We start from the raw sequence: 21,107 nt of genomic DNA, 5'->3' as shown, positions 1-21,107 counted from the left end.
TTTTTCGGCCCATATATGTTTTTGGTATCTTCATAGGCATGAAGATGACGTTAGCATTCGCTTTTTTGTTTATTGTTATTACAATTAGTTTTTCTCAAACGCTAACTGTCGAAGATTACGGTGAAATATTATCAGATTCAAATCGACTTGTTCCTGCGAATATTCAAAAAATCGTGGATAGTAATAACAGCCTCGATGTTTTTGTAGGTCATTGGTCTGCTGTGCATAGCCGGAAAAAATTTGACGTTTTTATTTCAAAAAACACAATCAATAATGGAATCTTTGACGAAATTGATGCACTGATTTTAGATTATAGGATTAGAGATGAAAATGATAATCTGATAATTGATACACGACAAACTGGTAATGCAGTTCTTTCTGGAATAGGCTACAGCTTATTTCCAGATGGTTCTTATTCTTTTTTTTATAATCGGCGTGAGTGCGAAGCAAATTATGAATGGGGAATTCTTCTTGAAACCGAACAGCTTACCAATAGAAAAACACTTTATCTAGAGCTTATGCTTTTAGAAAGTCTGTGGATAACGGGTGATGAATGTTCTAATGGCGCAATAGAGCCTTATTTTCCAGTAAATACAGGTCTAAATTTTGTAAGGCAATAAGTTAGACCATGAAATAAATCTTTTACCATCTCGGATCTCTTTAGGCAACTTTTACACCGCAGCCTGACTCACCTCAATCTCACGATCAATCTTCTTGATCATTCCTTGTAAAGCTCTTCCTGGACCTACTTCAATAAACTCAGTAGCGCCATCTTTGATCATCTCTTGAATGGATTGGGTCCATTTTACTGGTGCTGTGAGTTGGTATATTAAGTTGGTAATGATATCGTCTGTTGCGGTTACTGGTAATGTTGTCACATTCTGATAAATCGGACACATAGGTTTCTCAAACTCAGTAGCATCGATGGCTTTCGCCAGTCGCTCACGTGCTGGTTCCATCAATGGACTATGAAACGCGCCACCAACGGGTAATATCAAGGCACGTTTTGCACCTTTTTCATTAAGGATTTCGCAGGCCATTTCTACGGCTGGTACGTCTCCCGAAATCACCAATTGGCCTGGACAATTATAGTTGGCTGCTACCACGGTTCCTTCAATTTCCTTACAAACGTTTTCTACCGTGTCATCTGGTAATCCTAAAATAGCCGCCATGGTGCTGCGCTGCATTTCACAGGCTTCCTGCATAGCAAGTGCACGTTCTGAAACTAGTTTTAAACCGTCGGTAAAACTCAAGGCACCGACTGCAGTAAGTGCGCTAAGTTCACCTAAACTATGACCAGCAACCATATCCGGTTTAAAGCTGGTTCCCATGACTCTTGCCAAAATAACACTGTGCAAGAACACCGCTGGTTGGGTTACCTTGGTTTCTTTAAGTTCCTCGGCAGTTCCTTCAAACATGATTTTTGAAATATCAAAACCTAGAACTTCGTTTGCCTTGTGAAATAAAGTACGCGCCTGCTCATAATTATCATATAGGTCTTTACCCATTCCTGTAAATTGAGCGCCTTGACCTGGAAATACGTATGCTTTCATGTGATTTGTTTGTAAGTGCGAATTTAAGCTAATCCGAATTTTTAATTTATCATTCAACTGTCAACTGTCAACTGTCAACTGTCACCTACTTCCTTACCCAAGTCTCATAGTCAAAGCTGTACTTGTGCTTATCGTCTGCTGGGTGGTGTAGGCTATTGACCAGTTTCCATTTGGACTCATCAATTTCGGGAAAATGAGCGTCGGTAGTGAAAGAGCCGTGTACTCTGGTGAGTTCGATCTTGTCTGCATAGGGCAAGCCCAATTTGTAGATCTCGCCGCCGCCTATGATAAATGGTTGTGGATCATCACTAGCTGCTGCCAGCGCGGTATCCATGTCATGGCAAATGATGGCATGATCACTGGTGTAGCTTTTATCTCTGGTAAGTACGATGTGCGTGCGATTAGGCAACGGCTTATCAAAGCTGTCAAAGGTCTTGCGACCCATGATAATATGATGCCCGGTAGTAAGTCTCTTGAAGCGTTTAAAATCATCAGGTAAATGCCATACAAGCTGCCCATCTTTTCCCAAACCGTCATCGTTGCCTGCCGCGGCAATCATGGTGACTTCTCGGTAGTTTTTTGTGGGTGTGATGACGACCTTGGCATCAGGCAGTGGATAATCTTTCTCTACTTTGCCTTGTAATTTATTGATGCGATCCTGTTGCTTGCTTACTAGTTTGTCATACTGTCGTTTTTCCCAGTCTGGTCCTAGAAGTTTTTGGGTCACGTAAACTTTAAATAAGTGATACAGCAAAATAAGCGCCCATGCAAAAATGATCCAGATCCACCAATCAATACCCAGTAATTGCGGTATCTCACTTTTTATGAAAAATTGGCTTACCACTATCAACCCTACAGACCCTACCAGGAATACTATAAAATGAGAGAATAGCCCACGTTTTTGCTTGATACGCAATCGGGCATTGTCAATCATCTCTTTTTGATCTGGATCTATACCAGGTGTTTGCTTTTTTTTGTTGCTAAACATTTGAGTTACTTTTATAATCAAATGTACCCAACGCCACAGATTATTTACCTTATCAAATGCATAAATTAAAAGAGCTATATCCAGTCCTGGACAACTACACTTACCTCAATACTGCGGCGCACGGCCTGGTGAGTACGGGTTTAAAGGCGTACAAAAACGATTTATTGCATCGCATGACGATAGAAGGTAGCGAAGTCTGGAGCGATCCAGCTGGGTTTATGGACAATGTGCGATCCACAGTAGCCCAGTTCCTGGATGCAGACGAGCATTTGACCGCGCTGATTCCCAACTTTTCCATAGGATTCAATACGTTACTGGACGGCATGGATAAATCGTTGAAATTCCTGCTCGTTGACGGTGATTATCCATCGATCAATTGGCCAGTGCAGGCGCGAGGTTTCGATTGCGTTTATGCGACGCTAGATCATAAGGTAGAAGATCACATTGCAGACGCCTGTCGCAAGCATCGTCCAGATGTGCTGGCTTTGTCGCTGGTTCAATACATTACTGGTATCAAGATTGATCTTGATTTTATCGACGAGCTCAAGGTGCAATATCCTGATATGATTGTGATTGCAGACGGTACGCAGTTTACGGGCGCTTTTGAATTTAGCTTTCGCGAAAGCAAAATAGATATCCTAGCGGCAAGTTGCTATAAATGGTTACATGCAGGCGATGGGAATGCTTACATGATTTTTAAGGAGGACGCGATAGAGCGCATCAAGCCAGCACATATTGGTTTTAATAGTGTCCAAGGCAGTAAGGATCGCGGTAGTTTTATAGGACATTTTGAGCCAGGTCATCAAGATTTGCTCGCTTATGGTGGGTTGCAACACGCCATTCAGTTTGCGACTGATTACGGCTTGAGAAATATTGAATTGCAACAGGCAAAGCTAGCTTCACATGCAAGGCAACATCTATTGGATACAGGAATGATCAATTCACAGCTAGCGAAAAGAAAAACGCACTCATCCATAATTAATATAAAGGGTGACGTAGAGTTGATGCAGCGCCTTAGGTCAAACAACATTTTGTGTTCACTGCGTGGCGAAGGTATTAGAGTGAGTTTTGCTCATTTTAATACCATCGATGATGTAAGTAAACTACTTAGAATTTTATCTATTCAAAATTGACTGATCAACCTATTTAACGTGTCGATTGATCTTTTCAGCCCGTTTTTCATGTGTTTCAACTCAAATAAAGCTTGTTTACAGCATGTAAACAAATAACATTTATCAATAAGTGTTTAAAATAGATACGCACTATATCTATGAAAACAGTCACTTAGTCTAATTATTATCGTTTTCGTAAAGTTAAATAATCAAATATTCAGATGAATAGCGTTGTCTCTTAACTTTGTTATCAACAAATAGTTAACAATGAAAAGAGGATTTCCTACCATCTTTATCTTATTACTTCTAGTATCTACAGCATACGCACAAGTAGGTATTAACACAATAACTCCTCAAGCTGCACTTGATATTAATTCTACCAATCAAGGAGTGTTGCTTCCTAGAGTAGAGCTTACAAGTCTTGTAACAGCAGCACCAGTTGTAGTAGATCCTACAGCAGCTATTGCAACGCCGCTTCCTGCTGGTACTATGGTATGGAATACTGGTGATACAGTAGGTAGCCCAGGTTTTTATTTTTGGACAGGTACTCAATGGAACCAATTGGTGAATGACGCTGTGCCATTGGTGACGGCCAATGAAAAACAGGTTCATTTTGGAAAAATGTTGATTGATGCATCGGGTAACAAGGTCATTACAGGAGTAGGCTTTAGACCTAGTTCTATAGAATTCACCGCTATTAATAGAGTACAAAATGTAAATGCTGGTTTTAAGACAGCAGAAAATCTTGATGGAACGCTGGCTACAAACACAAATGATATCAGGGTTTCTGGTGGACTCACTGTTGGATACGCTCAAAATAATTCTGGCGCTATCGATCAGCAAGCAATTGCAACTGGTATAAGTGGTTCTAGTATTAATGGTATAGGAACTTATGCATCAGAATCACATTGTTTCGCTGCCTTGTTTACCAACAACAATGGTGAGGCTATTCACGATAACGGACACAATAGTGGCGTAGAAGATAATAGTGGACTGATAAGTGCATCGCTTACCACCTTTGACAGTGATGGATTTACAATTAATGTCGATAATTTTTTGGCTGGGTCAAGTACTAGCAATCGAACTAATCAAATTGTTGTGATCTATAAAGCATACAAATATTAGCGCTCTCCGGTAATTGCATTGCCAGGGTTAAAGCGAAAACAATTAATATCGTGCCTGTAGTGGTTTTGTATAGGTGATTTGTTTGTAATAGGTCGCCACTCGATCTAACTTTGAGCAAATAGCTACAATAATGATGCGCTTCCTGCCACTATCTGTATTATTCCTAAGTTCTATATTTTCAACGGCGCAAGAAATGCCGTTAGATTTTGATGATCAAAGGGATCAATTCATTGGATTCTCCGGATCCACTTTTTCGGTAATTACTGATCCTGACGATGCTGACAATGATGTAGGTCGTTTTGAAAATAACGGCGAGATTGCGCAAGGTTTTTTCCTCGACTTGAATCGGCCCATAGATCTTTCTACTAATCAAAGAATAGACTTCCAATTCTATTCCATCGATAATAATAGTCATACAGTTTTGGTAAAACTAGAACGAGGCAATGCCCCAGATGTAGAGGTGCAAACTACAACAAGCGCTGCAGCTAATTCATGGCAAGAGCTATCGGTTGACTTTTCAAACGCACAATACAGTAATGGTAGCGGTGTAGTGAACGCCAATGGTTCTTACAATCGCATCACTTTATTCATCAATATAGGCGAGAACACAGCAGGTACGTATTACCTAGATGATATTATTGATGGTTCCACAGTGTCAGATCCGGATCCAGATCCAGTAGATGTAGTTTATGATAGATTGGTTTGGAGCGATGAATTTGATTCTACCAGCAAGGATGCTATTGACAGTAATAAATGGTTTCATCAAACTCAGCTGCCTGCTGGTGGTAGTTGGTACAATGGCGAGATACAGCATTATACAGATAGGATAGAAAATTCCTATGTTGAAAATGGATTTTTACACATAGTGGCGCAACGAGAAAGATTCACAGATCAAAATCAAACAAAAGATTTCACATCGGCAAGGCTCAATTCAAAATTTGCTTTCACCTATGGAAGAGTAGATGTTCGTGCCAAATTACCATCTGGTGAAGGCACCTGGCCCGCCATATGGACATTGGGTAAGAATATAAATGAAGATGGCGGTTTTTGGGATGAGCAATATGGGACTGCCAACTGGCCGGCATGCGGTGAAATTGATATCATGGAACATGGCTTAGGACAGACCAATCACGTATCTAGTGCGCTGCATACACCTTGTGATCAATGTTCAGGAAACACTAAGAACTTTAAGTCGACCGTATTAAGTGATGTGTCAGAGAATTTTCATGTGTATTCGGTTAATTGGTCGCCAGAAAAAATTGTTTTTATGATCGATGGCGATCCTTTCTATACTTATAATCCAACAGTAAAAGATGCGGGAACCTGGCCGTTTGATGCAGATCAGTATTTATTGCTTAATGTTGCTTTAGGCGGAATCTCTGGAGCGGTAGAGCCTAGTTTTTCTCGTGGCGAGATGATGATAGACTACGTGCGTGTTTACCAAGAATCAACAGCAAGTATTGATGATCTAGATGTGATGACCGTTAAACTGTATCCTAATCCAGCGAGCAACAGCGTACAGGTAAAAGCAAATGCAGAACTCACCACGATTGAGTTATATAATATCGCAGGATCCAGAATTAACACTACCATTGAGAATAGTAGCATCGATGTAAGCAATTTATCATCTGGACTTTACTTTATAAGAGTTGTTTCACAACAAGGATCTCAAGTATTGGAGCTTATCGTGGAGTGATCACTTTCGGAATTATTGATTGCTTAGAAAGCAACTTCTCGAGATCAGATTGTATTCGATCTTCATGAAAAATTCGTGGATAATTGATAAATAGATCTCTGCCTACGCGGAGATTGATTGCCGCACCGCGGCAATCAATGAGCCTCCAACCAATTCTCGCCCATTCCTACTTCAACATCTAACGGTACGCTCATTTTATAGGCGTTTTCCATTTCTTCCTGGATGAGTTTTCTCATGTCATCCAGCTCATCGTTGTGAATGTCAAAAACGAGTTCATCATGCACCTGCAGTAGCATTTTTGACTTGCAGTTGAGCTCCTCAAACTTATTGTGAATGTTGATCATGGCAATTTTGATAATGTCTGCCGCGCTTCCTTGGATAGGCGCGTTGACAGCATTACGCTCGGCTGCGCCTCGCACTACACCATTGGAACTATTGATGTCTTTTAGGTAGCGACGACGACCCAGCACGGTTTCTACATAACCATTCTCGCGTGCAAAAGCTACTTGATCATCCATGTAGGCACGCAGCTTTGGATATGTTTTATAGTATGTATCGATGAGTTCTTTGGCCTCTGTGCGGTCGAGATCTGTTTGATTACTCAACCCAAAAGCCGATACGCCATAGATAATCCCAAAGTTGACCGTTTTGGCATTACTGCGCTGCTCGCGCGTCACATCTTCTATCGCCACGTCAAAAACTTTGGCAGCGGTAGATGCGTGAATGTCTGCACCGCTTTTAAAGGCTTCCATCATGTTATCTTCTTCACTCAAGGCAGCGATAATGCGTAATTCAATCTGCGAGTAGTCGGCAGCGAGTAGCGTGTAATTTTCATCACGAGGTATAAATGCCTTGCGTACCTGGCGACCACGCTCGGTTCTGATCGGGATATTTTGCAGGTTGGGATCTGTGGAACTCAAACGACCTGTAGCGGCAACCGTTTGCATGTAATTGGTATGGATGCGCTGCGTTTCAGGATTTACCTGATTAGGCAAGGCGTCTACATAAGTACTCTGTAGCTTAGTAAGTCCGCGGTATTCGAGGACGTCAGCAATGATTTGATGGTCTTTTGCTAGGTAGCTCAGCACATCTTCAGCGGTAGAATATTGTCCTGTTTTGGTCTTTTTAGGCTTATCTACCAGCTTCATCTTCCCAAATAAAATCTCGCCCAGTTGTTTTGGCGACCCGATGTTAAACTCTTCGCCTGCTTCCTTATAGATGTTTTCCTGTAATGATGCGATGTCTTCAGTTAGCTTTCGCGAAAGCGTGCCCAAATAATCCTCATCTAGGTTTATGCCCTCGATCTCCATATCTGCCAGTACCTGCAAGAGTGGTATCTCGATATCTGCAAAAAGTTTATCGGTACCAGCCGCCTTTAGCTCCGGTGCAAAGTGTTGTTTGAGTTGGTAAGTGATGTCGGCATCCTCGACAGCATATTCCTTGACCTGCTCGATGTCTACATCGCGCATGGATTTCTGGTTTTTGCCTTTTTTACCAATCAACTCTGTGATGGATTGTGGCGTGTAGTTCAGGTAGGTTTCGGCCAGAATGTCCATGTTGTGACGCATGTCTGGATTGATCAAATAATGGGCTAGCATTGTATCAAAAAGCGGTCCCTTTACATCAACGCCATACTTGTCCAGCACCTTGATGTCGTATTTTAAATTTTGCCCAATCTTCTCAATGTCGGTACTCTCAAAGAACGATTTAAGCTGGTCAACAATGGCTTGCGCAGCATCACGATCTTCTGGAAAAGGCAGATAATATCCTTTGCCTTTCTCCCAACAAAAGGCAATCCCAACAAGTTGTGCAGCCAGTGGATCCAGACCAGTAGTCTCGGTATCAAAACAGACACTTGTTTGTTGCATCAGTTTTTGCAAGAATAGCTTGGTTCCCATGCCTTCTTGAACGACTTGATATAGGTGATCTGTCGTGGCAAGAGTCTGGCGGCCGGTAGCTTGAGCCTCTGCCTTGGTTCCTGATCCTGGAGCGTCAAATAGTGAAAATTGTCCAGTACCAGCCGTATCTGAACTCGATGAAGAGCTACCAACACCGCTTGAGCCAGCAGTAACTAATTCTTTTGAAAAAATCTTGGCCAGCGTTTCCTTCGCCCTGCGGAATTCCAGCTCGTCAAAGATCTCGTGGACGGCCTCGACATCTGGATCGTCCAGAGTGTAGTTTTTGGCATTGAAGGTCACGTCGCAATCCAGCTTGATGGTCGCGAGTTGTTTTGAAAGCCTGCCCAGATCTGCATTGTCGCGGATTTTCTCACCTATTTTTCCTTTAATATTTACGGCGTTTTCTAGCAAAGCTTCCATACTGCCGTATTCCTTGAGATATTTTTTGGCTGTTTTATCGCCTACGCCAGGCAGTCCAGGAATATTGTCGCTAGCGTCGCCCATCATACCTAGATAATCAATGACTTGCTCTGGTCGCTCGACTTCAAAGCGTTTCTGTACTTCAGGAATGCCCCATATCTCAATACCATTACCCATGCGCGCTGGACGATACATAAAGATATTTTCTGAAACCAGCTGAGCATAATCCTTGTCTGGTGTCACCATATAAACGGTAAAGCCTTCCTTTTCGGCTTGTTTTGACAGCGTTCCTATCAGGTCATCTGCCTCGATACCGGCTTCCATGATATAAGGAATGTGCATCGCCTTGAGAATGCGTTGAATGTAAGGAATCGCGATGCGTATGGCTTCAGGTGTCTCGTCGCGATTGGCCTTATAATCTTCATAAAGCTCCGTACGCTCTGCGCTGCCTTCCTTGTCAAAAGCTACTGCCAGATATTCTGGCTTTTCACGGCGTATAACGTCAAACAGCGAATTGGTAAAACCCATAATTGCGCTGGTATCCATGCCTTGCGAATTGATGCGTGGATTCTTGATCAGCGCATAATATCCTCTAAAAATAAGTGCATATGCATCCAGTAAAAACAGTCGTTTATCGTCAGTGCCGTCGTTTGTCAAAGCAGTAATTTTTGATGAACGTTAAAGATAATTTACTGCCGTATTACTACCCAATGCGGTTGGGTAAAATCAGGTGAAGTTGTTAAGAGGTTTGTGGTGAGTCAGCTTTCGCGAAAGCGTAATCATTATCAATCCTCTAACCACCTAAAAAGCTTTTAATCTTGTCCTCAAGATCCTGCAACTGGCTCTCGTTCCAGTTAGCATGACCACCATCATAAATGGTGCTTTCATAGGGAATTGCAAACTGGTCAAGAGCTTTTTCCAGAGATTCTAGCTGGCTCAAGGCGACAAGACGATCTTGATTACCGTAGAAATTAAACACGGCAGGCATGCTGGTGGTGATACGTTGCGCTGGGCTTACCGCAGTCACTGGATCATTAGTGTTTAAAGCAGGCACATCGACCAACGCATTGAACATAAATTGAAAACTGGGATTACCAGCATAGAAATCATCGGTAAAATCTGTAGGACCTACGATGTTTATCACCTTATTTACCTGATCACTCTCATCATAAGCTGCAGCATATAATAACGATAGATGGGCGCCAGCGCTCACACCCAACAAGGTGGTCTTATCACTTATTTGCCAGCTGCCACTTTGCTCCTGGAGTGTGTCAAGCATCAATTCAATATCTTCTAACTGATTAGGGAATGCCTTTACCGTACTGCCATTTGCGAGTCGATAGTTCATATTAATGATGGCATGATTGGGTAAGCTGGATTGAATGCGCTGTACCATAAAGTCCATGCTTGATTTATCACCGCTTACCCAACTACCACCATGCAGAAGTACGATAGTTTGTGTGGTATTTGCTTTACGGTTTGCAGGTAGGTACAAATCATAGGTTTGTTGTGTATGATTACCATAGCTTGCATTTTTCTCAATAGCGGCTGGTAAGTTGGTGATAGGTGCTGTTGATACGGCATCGTCTGCGGCAGTGCATGAGGTGATAGTTAAGGCTAGGATACCTATTATGGTGCTGAAAAAACGCATATATCTTTTTCTAATGGTCATTCAAATGGCGTACCACACTTGATCGTCTATAACAAGTATGCCAGTTGTATTTAAGACAACCTTAAGAACCAGCTGGTGTGTTAACATGCTTGTAGATAGTAGTTTCGCAGCATGAGATGGATAATCACCTTACTAATCGTTATTGGCTTTCAGTTTTATGCATTTCAATTGGTGCGTACGCTATCACGTGGTCACTGGGCAAAATGGATTTATCTAGCGGCAACCATTCTCGTGATCCTGAATATCGTATTGCAATTTTACCTGAATCCAGATAGATCGCAAGCGTCTAGTGCGCGTGATTTTGCTATTACTTTATTCCTCGCTGTATTTGTCGCACAAGTTGTTTTTGTCCTGTTCATGCTAGGTGAGGACATTTATAGGCTGATTGCGGGAATCTGGAATCGCGTGACTTTAGATGCAGCTAGCAACAGTAGCTTTTTACCTAGCAGGCGCAAGTTTCTATCCATGTTAGGATTGGGTGTTGCCGCACTGCCTTTTGGAGCGATTTTTTACGGTGCATTTAAGGGGAAATATGATTATCAAGTGCGCAATTATGAGCTTAGCTTTGATGATTTACCTGAGCAATTTGATGGTTATACAATCACGCAGATTAGTGATATTCATGTGGGTTCCTTTGATGATAAGGAAGAAGTGAAATATGCGATCGACCTAGTCAACAAACAAGCTTCAGACGTCATTTTGTTTACAGGTGATCTAGTAAATAATGTGAGTAGTGAGTTGTACGGCTGGGAAGATATTTTCTCAAGGCTTACTGCCAGCGATGGTGTCTTTTCTGTACTGGGTAATCATGATTATGGCGATTATGCAAGCTGGGAAACACCAGAGGCAAAACAAGCTAACCTGCAAGAGCTTTTTGACATTCAAAAGAACATGGGCTGGCGATTATTGCTTGATGAGAATGTATCCATCGATAGAGGTGCAGATTCTTTAAAGATCGTTGGTGTACAAAATTGGGGTGGTGGCCGTTTCCCAAAATATGGTGATCTAGAAAAAGCATCACAAGGACTGCAAAATGAAGATTTCAAGGTGTTACTTTCTCATGATCCAACGCATTGGGATGCGCAGGTCAAAGAAAACGATACTAATTTTCACTTGACCCTAAGCGGTCACACGCACGGTATGCAAATGGGCATCGAGATTCCTGGCTGGATCAAACTAAGTCCTGCCTGGTTTGTGTATAAAAAGTGGGCTGGTATCTATAAAGAATATGGCAGGTTCTTGAATGTGAATCGTGGTTTTGGTTTTTTGGGTTATTCTGGACGTGCTGGTATCTGGCCAGAAATTACAGTTATAAAACTTAAAAAGCGAGGTTAATCAATAATGATCAATCAACGGCGCATTCAATAATGTGAATTACCGAAATCGATGATATTGCTTACATTTACTTTACTAATAAAAGGCGATTATGTCAAAATTTGGTGAATTGATAAGTACAAACGTACCTGTATTATTCAACTTTTTTACAGACTGGAACGACGATTCTACTAGCATGCATCCAGTGCTTAGAGATGTGGCAGCCGCTGTAGGTGATAAGGCACGTATCATAAAGATTAATGTAGATAAAAACCCGCAGTTGTCTGAAGCATTGCGTATCAAAGGCCTTCCTACCATCATCATCTATAAAAATGGTGAGATGAAATGGCGTCAAAGCGGTTTACAAGATGGTAGTTCACTTATTTCCTTGCTCAATCAGTTTGCACGCTAGATTAAAGCCTAGCGCTTTTATATCCTCGATTTCTCAGCCAACGGAAGTAATTAGGTAAGATTTTTTGCAATTTCTCATAGCTTTTATCACTATCATGAAAAACGATAATACTACCATTGCGAGTGGCATTCATTAAATTTTTCAGACAGCTTTCTGCTGTTCTTGAAACATCAAAATCGCCTGACAATACATCCCACAAAACAATCTCATAGTCTTCCTTAATCAAGGCGTTAGTGATGCCTGGTCTGACCCGACCATACGGCGGTCTGAATAATTTATTACTGGTGTTAGCTTTCGCGAAAGCTACATTATCTAGATACTCGTTATTTGAAGTTTTCCAAGCGTTCAGGTGATTGTGAGTATGATTCCCAATGGAGTGTCCATGATCTATTAATTGCTGTTTTAATTCAGGATATCGCTGTGCTCGATCACCTATAAGAAAGAATGTAGCCTTGAAATTAAACTTGTCTAGCAATTCTAGCACATAACTAGTGGCTATAGGCGTTGGCCCGTCGTCAAAGGTCAAATAAATTGTTTTAGTTGACCTGTTTTTGTGCCAAGTGTAATTAGGAAATAACGATGATATCCAGTCAGGTATGCGATCTGGATACCAACGCATTATTGTGCCGTATCAGTTGTCACAGGTTCAATAACTCGCTGTGCATCGGCATTATCGATATCATTTTCCAGCAATTGTAACAAAGCATCACTTGCAGAATCTTGAACGTCGCTTGACTCTAGGGTCAACATTTCACTGCGGTCATAAAACCTAGGGAACATCAGTACATACTCATTGAATCTATCCAGGTGTTCCTGGATCATGACATCGTCATTATAGGTAATTGAGGTTTGCACCAGCGCTCTGTAGCGTTCAACAGCAGTGATGATTTCCTGAGCCGTTCCTACTTGCTCTTCAAGCTTAAGGGCAGCATAATGATCGATCTCATCTTGATATTTATAAATCGTGCGACTTAATAGCTCGCAAGCCTTTTCTGTACTACCTATTTCATAATAAGAAGACACAAAGGGTTCAATCATCGAGTAATGGCCATAATAATCCAACGGCATTTTATCCATTCCCAGGTCAAGAATTTCCTCTGCTCTTTTAAGTTGACCGTCTGCAATGAGTGCTTGCGCGGCTCTGGTGATATTGCTACGGTAACCTACACTGTTGCGTCTTGTTTCCACATCGTGATAGATCTCACTGCTGCCGCTATTTCCCCAATCCCATCCTTTAATTACTTCATAGGCATAGTCTGGATCCACACGGCCCATATCAAATGGATTGCGAGCATCCTGCGGTGGCGTGTAGATAGGTACTAGACGATACGCATTACCATCCAACTGCAGGTAATCTTTCATCCAGATATAATCTTCATCACCAAAGGCACCACCAGAAAAGTAAATAGGACGTTTCCAGTCGTTTGCATTGATAATATCAAGCATGAACATGCGGTTCTTGTACACCAAATTGCTCTCAATATTAATTACGATCTCATCAACGATCAAGTCGGCATCTTCAGGTTTAACAACGCCGCTTTCTATGACATTTTGCTTATTGACAGGAATCACTACATTTTTTGTAGGGAATGTGTATTCCATGTGCCCATTTTGCATGGCCTCTTGAGTGATTTTACTTTCGCTAGCTACCCATTCCATCCAGTCCGCAAGTTGCATGGTATCTGGAAAGATGTAGTTAGGGTTGTTTTGTGCTTGTCTAAAGCGTTCTTGAATACGCTCCTTATCCGCATACCACAAAGCATCACGAGTACCATAGCTATATTTGTCATGAGTAAGCGTGCTAGGTATTGGCTCACTTTCATAAGCCTGTTTCTTCATATCATCCATGTACCAATCGGTACTCAATAAGGACGTACAAACTACACGCACATCAGTGCGATAGCCTTCTACTTCTTGAGCGTACCATAAAGGGAATGTATCATTATCACCTATGGTAAAAATGAGGGCATTGGGTAAGCAGCTGTCCAGATACTTTTTGGCACTGGCAAGCGCTGTATATTTTTCTGATCGATCGTGATCATCCCAATTCTGAAATCCCATGAGCAGCGGTACGGCGGCAAAACAAGTCACCAGCGTGAGTACTTTGACAGCTGGATGCTTACTGTATTCTCTCAAAGCATCGTACAAAGCATAAACGCCCATGCCTATCCACATACCAAATACTAGGAACGAACCCACATAGGCATAATCACGTTCTCGCACCTGGAACATGCTCTGGTTCAAATAAACTATAATGGCCAGTCCTGTAAACAAGAATAGAATCAAGGTCACATAAAAGGATTTGAGATCTTTTTTAGCATGAAAGACGGCTCCAATGATCCCGAGAATCAATGGTAGAAAAAAGTAAAGGTTGCGCCCTTTATTATTTAGCATGTCTTCACTTAGCTCATCTTGCGTTCCTAGGTGTAGTTCGTCAATGAATTTAATACCACTCAGCCAGTTACCGTCATAGCGATTCCACATGCCTTGCACGTCGTTTTGACGACCTACGAAGTTCCACATGAAGTAGCGCAGGTACATGTAATTAACTTGATATTGCAGCGCATACCTCAAATTATCGCCAAAGCTAGGTTTCTTAATATCAATGAATTCTCGCAACTGCGTCAATGTATTGATGTACTCACTTGAAGTCATGCGGCCACGATCAAACTGCCGTTGGTACTCGTCGAGTGCGCCTAGTAAGTCTGGATTGCCTTGATAGCCTGGCTTGATGGAATACTCCAGGCCACCCATAAAATCAACATAGTTACTGGCACGGCTGGCATCAGTCATGCGCGGGAAAAATCCCTTGTGGTCGTCATGCGTGTTTTGCAAGGCGTCCTTGTAATTATTGACAATCACATACTTGCCTTGCTCTAGATCCTTCTCATATTTTGGTTTTTCATCCACATAAGGCTCATCAGGATCTAGGCCTGCGTAGATATCAGTAAAGGATTCACCATAGAACAATGCTGGTGATGGGTATTGCTCACGATTGTAGTAGGCTAGAAGTGCACGCGCATCATTGGGATTATTTTCATTTATAGGTGTTCCTGCATTGGCTCTTATAGGTAGCATCGTCCAGCTAGAGAATCCTATAAGTACAAATAGAATACATAATGCAGCAGTGTTAATAATAGGTTTGTTATGCTTTCGCGAAAGCGTAATGATCCCAACAAAAATCCCAACAACCAGTAACAGTGCGATGATCGTTCCAGAGTTAAACGGTAGCCCGATTGAGTTGACAAAGAATACTTCTAGATAACCAAAAACAGATAGCGTCGTAGGAAGCAGTAACTTGAAGACAAATAATAAAACCGCTATCACGGCAATGTTGGCGATAATAAAATTCTTGACAGTAATTTTTTTATAGTGTTTGAAGTACCACAATAATCCAATCGCAGGAATGGTGAGTATTCCCAAAAAGTGAACCCCAAAGGACAGTCCTATTATAAAGGATATCAATATGAGCCATCTGTTACCACGCGGTTCATGCATGTCCCGTTCCCATAAAAGTCCTAGATAAAACATTCCAGCCATGATGAGTGCGGCTGGCGCATAAACCTCGGCCTCGACGGCATTGAACCAGAAACTGTCAGAAACTGCAAACGCCATGGCACCAATAAAAGCAGATCCTAAGATCATCAAATCATCGCGATCGTCCTTTAATATATGTCGCTTGAGTAACAATGTAATCGACCAGAACATAAACAGTATGGTAAACGCACTGGCAAAAGCCGCCATCATGTTAACCATTAGTGCGATTTGCGAGGCGTCTGTAGTAAAAATACTAAGTGCTGCACCTATCATTTGGTACAGTGGTGCTCCAGGTGGATGCCCTACCTCAAGATTAGTAGCAGTAGTGATATACTCGCCTGCATCCCAGAAGCTTACCGTTGGTTCAATCGTGAGCCAGTAGATGATAAGTGATGCACTAAAGGCCGTCCAGCCTAATATTATATTGAGGTTCTTATAAGAAAAATTCATGCTCATATTTAACGACGGCTAAAATACTAATATTATCACAGGCCGCGCCTTTATTTGAGATGTAAGGAACACGACCGCTGCAAAATTAAAAATCAAAAACTGTTGCAAGAAAACAGAAAAGTTTTAAATTTGCAGCCGCTATTGTCCCATGGTGTAATGGTAACACTACGGTTTTTGGTACCGTCATTCAAGGTTCGAGTCCTTGTGGGACAACTAGTAAAGCCCAACTTCTCAAAGGAGTTGGGTTTTTTATTGCAGGACGTTTGTAATAATTACGCTTTCGCGAAAGCGTAATCCCTAAAACTCTTTTCCACTCAAAGCAATTTATGCCAACAAACCAGCATAACAACATCTATTGCAGAACCTTAAAAAAATACTATATTTGCAGCGTATTTGAAAAATATGAGGGGACATAAAGTCCCCTCTTTTTATAAGATAGAGTGGAAAAACGCGTAAGAGAGCTGCTGGATGCAGCATTTGAAGAGAGACCAGATTTATTTTTAATTAGTCTGGACATTGCTTCTGGCAATATTATTAAAGTGGTGATTGATGGTGATCAGGATGTTAAGGTAGCAGATTGTATTTTTGTATCTAGAGCGGTTGAACATCAATTAGATAGAGAAGAAATGGATTTCTCTCTTGAGGTTACTAGCGCTGGTGTAGGCAAGCCACTTACTCACCATAGGCAATACATAAAGAATGTAGGTCGCAAGCTAGAGATAGTGGATCGCGATAAGAGAAAAGAGACCGGCACTCTTGAAAAAGCTGATGATAAACAAGTAACCATTACCTGGAAGGCGCGAGAGCCTAAACCTATAGGAAAAGGTAAAGTTACCGTTGATAAAGAGTGGTCAATTGACTACAAGGATATTAAGCAAGCAAAAGTTGTTATAACATTTAATTAAAAGTGAATATGGAAAATCTCGCATTAATCGAGTCCTTTTCTGAGTTTAAAGATGATAAAATGATCGATCGCGTCACGTTGATGGCGATCCTAGAAGATGTTTTCAGAAGTGCGTTGAAGCGTAAGTACGGTGAGGACGATAACTTTGACATTATTATCAATCCAGATAAAGGTGATTTAGAGATATGGCGCAATCGCGTGGTAGTGGCAGATGGTGAAGTAGAGGACGATAATTCTGAAATTTCATTGACTGAGGCTCAAAAGATTGAACCTGATTATGAAATCGGTGAAGACGTTGCAGAAGAGGTGAAGTTGATCCAGTTGGGTCGTCGTGCAATTCTTGCATTGAGACAAAATTTGATTTCAAAAATTCACGAACACGATAATACTAACATCTTCAAGCACTTCAAAGAGCTGGAAGGTGAGTTGTATAATGCAGAGGTGCACCACATACGTCATCGTGCCATTATCTTGCTAGATGATGAAGGCAACGAGATTATTATGCCTAAGGATCGTCAGATACCTTCAGATTTTTTCCGCAAGGGAGAAAGCGTGCGTGGAATCATTGAAAGCGTAGAATTGAGAGGTAATAAGCCTAACATTATATTGTCTAGAACGTCACCTAAGTTCTTGGAGAAATTGTTTGAGCATGAAATTCCTGAGGTCTTTGATGGTGTGATAACGGTCAAGGCTGTAGTAAGAGAGCCAGGTGAGAAAGCTAAAGTTGCTGTCGATAGCTATGATGATAGAATTGATCCAGTAGGTGCCTGTGTAGGTGTCAAGGGTAGTCGTATTCATGGTATCGTGCGTGAATTGGGTAATGAGAACATTGATGTTATCAATTGGACCTCAAATACTCAGTTATATATATCAAGAGCATTAAGTCCCGCAAAAATTGTCTCCATGGAACTTAATGAGGAAACTAAGAAGGCAGAGGTGCGTTTGAATCCAGAAGAGGTTTCAAAAGCCATAGGTCGTCGAGGACACAACATTAGACTGGCAGGAAAATTGACAGGCTATGACATCGATGTAATACGTGAAGGTGTAGAAGAAGATGTCGAGCTAACTGAATTCTCTGATGAGATTGAAGGTTGGGTGATTGAAGAGTTTAGTAAAATTGGGCTGGATACTGCCAAGAGTGTATTAGAGCAAGATGTGGATGATCTTGTAAAGCGTACCGATCTTGAGGAAGAAACTGTGCAAGCAGTTGTAGATATCCTTAAGTCAGAATTTGAAGATTAGTAAAAAAACAACCCATAGGTATTTATGGCCGAAGTAAAGAACATGAGACTCAACAAGGTGCTTAGAGAATTTAATATTTCTCTAGATCGTGCCGTGGACTACCTCAAGGACCAAGGAATTGAAATCGAGGCGCGTCCCACGACAAAGATTGATAGTAGCGTCTATCAAGCACTCGCAGACGAGTTTCAAACCGATAAGACTAAAAAGGTAGCTTCTAAGGAAGTAGGTGCAGAGCGACGCAAGGAGCAAGAAGAACTGCGCATACAACGTGAGAAGGAACAGGAAGAAAAGCAGAAGCGCCAAGAAGTCATCAAAGCTAAAAAGACCTTGTCTGGTCCTAAAACCGTAGGTAGTATCGATCTCGATGCAACCAAAACTACTGGTAAGGAAAAAGCAGTTGACAACGTTCCTGAAAACAAGCAGCCTGAAGAGAAAAAGGCTGAAGCTGTTAAAGAAGCGGTTGCTGAACCAGAAACGGTATCCAACAGACCTTCTAAAAAAACGGAGACGGTTGTCAAGGGTAAAATTGATCTAGATGCTCCTAAGAAAGCGGCTAGTAAAAAAGCGGTTGCTAAAAAAGAAGAAGCAGCACCTGTAAAAGCAGAGAAAGCTCCAGAAAAGGAAGAGGAAAAAGCAACAAGCACTCCAGCTGGTATTGTAGCTCCAAGTACTGAAGACGAACCAGAAAAGATCAAAACCGAGTATCAAAAACTAGGTGGTCTTAAAGTGACTGGAAAGAAGATTGACCTCTCTAAGTTTGCAAAGCCTAAAAAGAAGGACGACAAGCGTAAGCGTAAGCGTATTTCTAAACCAGGAGCTGGTGGCGGTTCACGTCGTGGACCGAATACAGGAAGAAAAAATATTGTCAAGGCAGAGCCTACTGAGGAAGAAATCCAAAAGCAGGTTAGAGAAACTCTTGAAAAACTTCAAGGGAAATCTTCTAAATCTAAGGCGGCGAGATACCGACGTGACAAGCGAGATATTCACCGTGAAAAAGTGGAAGCTCAAGAGCTTGAACAAGCGGAAAACAAAGAACTCAAGGTTACAGAGTTTGTAACGGTAAGCGATTTGTCCACCATGATGGACGTACCTGTGAACCAAGTAATTGGTGCTTGTATGTCATTAGGAATGATGGTGACCATGAATCAGCGTCTTGACGCAGAGACCATGACTATTGTTGCAGAGGAGTTCGGATTTGAGATGGACTTTGTAAACGCAGACATAGAAGAAAGCATTGCAGAGGTTGAGGATAGCGAGGATCAATTAGAGCCTAGAGCACCAATTGTAACCGTAATGGGTCACGTTGACCACGGTAAGACGTCGTTACTTGATTATATACGTGAAGAAAATGTAATAGCTGGAGAAAGCGGTGGTATTACACAGCACATTGGTGCATATGGTGTACAATTGAAAGATGGTCAAAAAATCACTTTCCTCGATACACCTGGTCACGAGGCCTTTACCGCCATGCGTGCGCGTGGTGCACAGGTGACTGACCTTGCAATCATTGTGATTGCTGCAGATGATGATGTTATGCCACAGACTAAAGAGGCAATAAGTCACGCACAGGCAGCTGGCGTGCCTATCGTTTTTGCGATCAACAAGGTGGATCGTGAAGTAGCAAATCCTGAGAAGATTAAAGAATCATTGGCAAATATGAATTTGCTGGTAGAAGATTGGGGTGGAAAAATCCAATCTCAAGACCTATCTGCAAAAACTGGTCAAGGTGTGCCTGAATTGTTAGAGAAAGTATTGCTAGAAGCAGAACTTCTTGATCTCAAAGCTAACCCAGACAAACCTGCTACAGGTACAGTTGTTGAAGCCTTCCTTGATAAAGGTCGTGGTTATGTAAGTACAATTCTTGTACAGGCTGGTACTCTTAAGGTTGGTGATTACGTTCTTGCTGGACGTACACATGGTAAAGTTAAAGCCATGCAAGATGAGCGTGGACATGATGTTGAGGCAGCAGGTCCAGCAACGCCAGTATCTATATTAGGTCTGGACGGTGCACCGCAAGCAGGTGATAAGTTCCATGTATTTGAGGATGAGCGTGAGGCAAAATCTATTGCTGCAAGACGTACTCAACTACAGCGTGAGCAATCTGTTAGAACGCAAAAGACACTATCTCTTGATGAGATAGGACGTCGTATCGCTCTCGGAGACTTTAAAGAATTGAACTTGATCCTTAAAGGTGATGTGGATGGATCTGTCGAGGCATTGACTGACTCGTTCCAGAAACTGTCAACTGAGGAAATTCAAGTGAATATCATACACAAGGCAGTTGGTGCGATTACTGAAAGTGATGTCCTATTGGCAAGCGCTTCTGATGCGATCATCATAGGATTTAACGTGAGACCACAAGGTAATGCCCGTGCGGTTGCAGAGCAGGAAGAAGTGGACATCCGTATGTACTCGATCATTTATGATGCGATCAATGATCTTAAAGATGCGATGGAAGGCATGTTGTCTCCAGAGCTAAAAGAAGAGATCACAGGATCTGCTGAGGTTAGAGCAACGTTTAAGATATCCAAAATCGGTACTATCGCAGGTTGTATGGTTCAAGACGGCAAGATCTATCGCAATAGCGGTGTGAGATTGATACGTGACGGCGTGGTAGTTTACACAGGTACGCTGGCAGCACTTAAACGATTCAAGGATGATGTCAAGGAAGTAGCCAAAGGTTATGAATGTGGTATCCAGATCAAGAATTACAACGACGTTCAAGAGAACGATGTAATAGAAAGCTTCCGTGAGGTTGAGGTAAGAAAAACCTTATAATTACAA

General features: G+C 41.8%; 15 protein-coding genes and 1 tRNA gene. 10 read left to right on the top strand and 6 right to left on the bottom strand.

Features of this window, described 5'->3' with window-relative positions:
• Nucleotides 1–38 precede the first annotated feature (38 nt).
• Nucleotides 39–620, top strand: coding sequence for a hypothetical protein (locus tag EJ995_RS01280; RefSeq protein WP_126444847.1), 582 nt, complete (start codon nt 39–41; stop codon nt 618–620).
• A 51-nt stretch (nt 621–671) separates the two neighbouring features.
• Here the strand turns inward: EJ995_RS01280 and fabD are convergent, their stop codons facing one another.
• Nucleotides 672–1,553: an ACP S-malonyltransferase gene (gene fabD / locus EJ995_RS01275; RefSeq protein ID WP_126444845.1), complete on the bottom strand. Its 882-nt coding sequence runs from the start codon at nt 1,551–1,553 to the stop codon at nt 672–674.
• 85 nt (nt 1,554–1,638) lie between these two features.
• A complete protein-coding gene (locus EJ995_RS01270; RefSeq protein ID WP_126444843.1) occupies nt 1,639–2,541 on the bottom strand; it encodes a dihydrofolate reductase in 903 nt (300 codons plus the stop codon).
• Nucleotides 2,542–2,597: 56 nt separating this feature from the next.
• Between EJ995_RS01270 and EJ995_RS01265 the strand changes: the two genes are divergently transcribed.
• From EJ995_RS01265 to EJ995_RS01255, 3 genes are all read left to right on the top strand, one after another.
• A complete protein-coding gene (locus EJ995_RS01265) occupies nt 2,598–3,674 on the top strand; it encodes an aminotransferase class V-fold PLP-dependent enzyme (RefSeq protein WP_126444841.1) in 1,077 nt (358 codons plus the stop codon).
• A 246-nt stretch (nt 3,675–3,920) separates the two neighbouring features.
• The gene (locus EJ995_RS01260; RefSeq protein ID WP_126444839.1) at nt 3,921–4,778 is read left to right on the top strand and encodes a hypothetical protein; all 858 of its coding nucleotides are present in this window, start codon (nt 3,921–3,923) and stop codon (nt 4,776–4,778) included.
• A 130-nt stretch (nt 4,779–4,908) separates the two neighbouring features.
• Entirely contained in the window at nt 4,909–6,474 is a 1,566-nt protein-coding gene (locus EJ995_RS01255) for a family 16 glycosylhydrolase (protein ID WP_241234668.1), read from the top strand.
• A 134-nt stretch (nt 6,475–6,608) separates the two neighbouring features.
• Here EJ995_RS01255 and polA read toward each other — a convergent pair whose 3' ends face one another.
• Nucleotides 6,609–9,449 (bottom strand): DNA polymerase I, encoded by a 2,841-nt coding sequence (gene polA, locus EJ995_RS01250; protein ID WP_126444837.1) that lies wholly within the window; start codon nt 9,447–9,449, stop codon nt 6,609–6,611.
• A 136-nt stretch (nt 9,450–9,585) separates the two neighbouring features.
• Nucleotides 9,586–10,443 carry an alpha/beta hydrolase gene (locus tag EJ995_RS01245; protein WP_206482254.1) on the bottom strand — a complete coding sequence of 286 codons (858 nt, stop codon included), beginning with the start codon at nt 10,441–10,443 and terminating at the stop codon, nt 9,586–9,588.
• Between the two features lie 132 nt (nt 10,444–10,575).
• Between EJ995_RS01245 and EJ995_RS01240 the strand changes: the two genes are divergently transcribed.
• Together EJ995_RS01240 and EJ995_RS01235 are read left to right on the top strand one after the other, a co-directional pair.
• Nucleotides 10,576–11,799 carry a metallophosphoesterase gene (locus tag EJ995_RS01240; RefSeq protein WP_126444833.1) on the top strand — a complete coding sequence of 408 codons (1,224 nt, stop codon included), beginning with the start codon at nt 10,576–10,578 and terminating at the stop codon, nt 11,797–11,799.
• 91 nt (nt 11,800–11,890) lie between these two features.
• Nucleotides 11,891–12,190 (top strand): thioredoxin family protein, encoded by a 300-nt coding sequence (locus EJ995_RS01235; protein ID WP_126444831.1) that lies wholly within the window; start codon nt 11,891–11,893, stop codon nt 12,188–12,190.
• 1 nt (nt 12,191) lies between these two features.
• Here EJ995_RS01235 and EJ995_RS01230 read toward each other — a convergent pair whose 3' ends face one another.
• Nucleotides 12,192–12,809 (bottom strand): polysaccharide deacetylase family protein, encoded by a 618-nt coding sequence (locus EJ995_RS01230; protein WP_126444829.1) that lies wholly within the window; start codon nt 12,807–12,809, stop codon nt 12,192–12,194.
• The gene (locus EJ995_RS01225; RefSeq protein ID WP_126444827.1) at nt 12,809–16,177 is read right to left on the bottom strand and encodes a glycosyltransferase family 117 protein; all 3,369 of its coding nucleotides are present in this window, start codon (nt 16,175–16,177) and stop codon (nt 12,809–12,811) included. The genes EJ995_RS01230 and EJ995_RS01225 overlap by 1 nt, the downstream gene beginning before the upstream one ends.
• A gap of 142 nt (nt 16,178–16,319) precedes the next feature.
• On the opposite strand from EJ995_RS01225, the gene EJ995_RS01220 reads away from it, so the two are divergent.
• The 4 genes from EJ995_RS01220 (at nt 16,320) to infB (ending at nt 21,101) form a co-directional block, all read left to right on the top strand.
• Nucleotides 16,320–16,390: transfer RNA gene (locus EJ995_RS01220), tRNA-Gln, on the top strand.
• Between the two features lie 227 nt (nt 16,391–16,617).
• Nucleotides 16,618–17,082: a ribosome assembly cofactor RimP gene (gene rimP, locus EJ995_RS01215; protein WP_126444825.1), complete on the top strand. Its 465-nt coding sequence runs from the start codon at nt 16,618–16,620 to the stop codon at nt 17,080–17,082.
• A gap of 8 nt (nt 17,083–17,090) precedes the next feature.
• Nucleotides 17,091–18,323: a transcription termination factor NusA gene (gene nusA, locus EJ995_RS01210; protein ID WP_126444823.1), complete on the top strand. Its 1,233-nt coding sequence runs from the start codon at nt 17,091–17,093 to the stop codon at nt 18,321–18,323.
• A gap of 24 nt (nt 18,324–18,347) precedes the next feature.
• Entirely contained in the window at nt 18,348–21,101 is a 2,754-nt protein-coding gene (gene infB / locus EJ995_RS01205; protein ID WP_126444821.1) for a translation initiation factor IF-2, read from the top strand.
• Nucleotides 21,102–21,107: the final 6 nt, after the last annotated feature.

This window comes from Nonlabens ponticola (assembly GCF_003966335.1).
Lineage (GTDB): Bacteria > Bacteroidota > Bacteroidia > Flavobacteriales > Flavobacteriaceae > Nonlabens > Nonlabens ponticola.
This window is presented reverse-complemented; position numbering and strand designations above follow the sequence as displayed.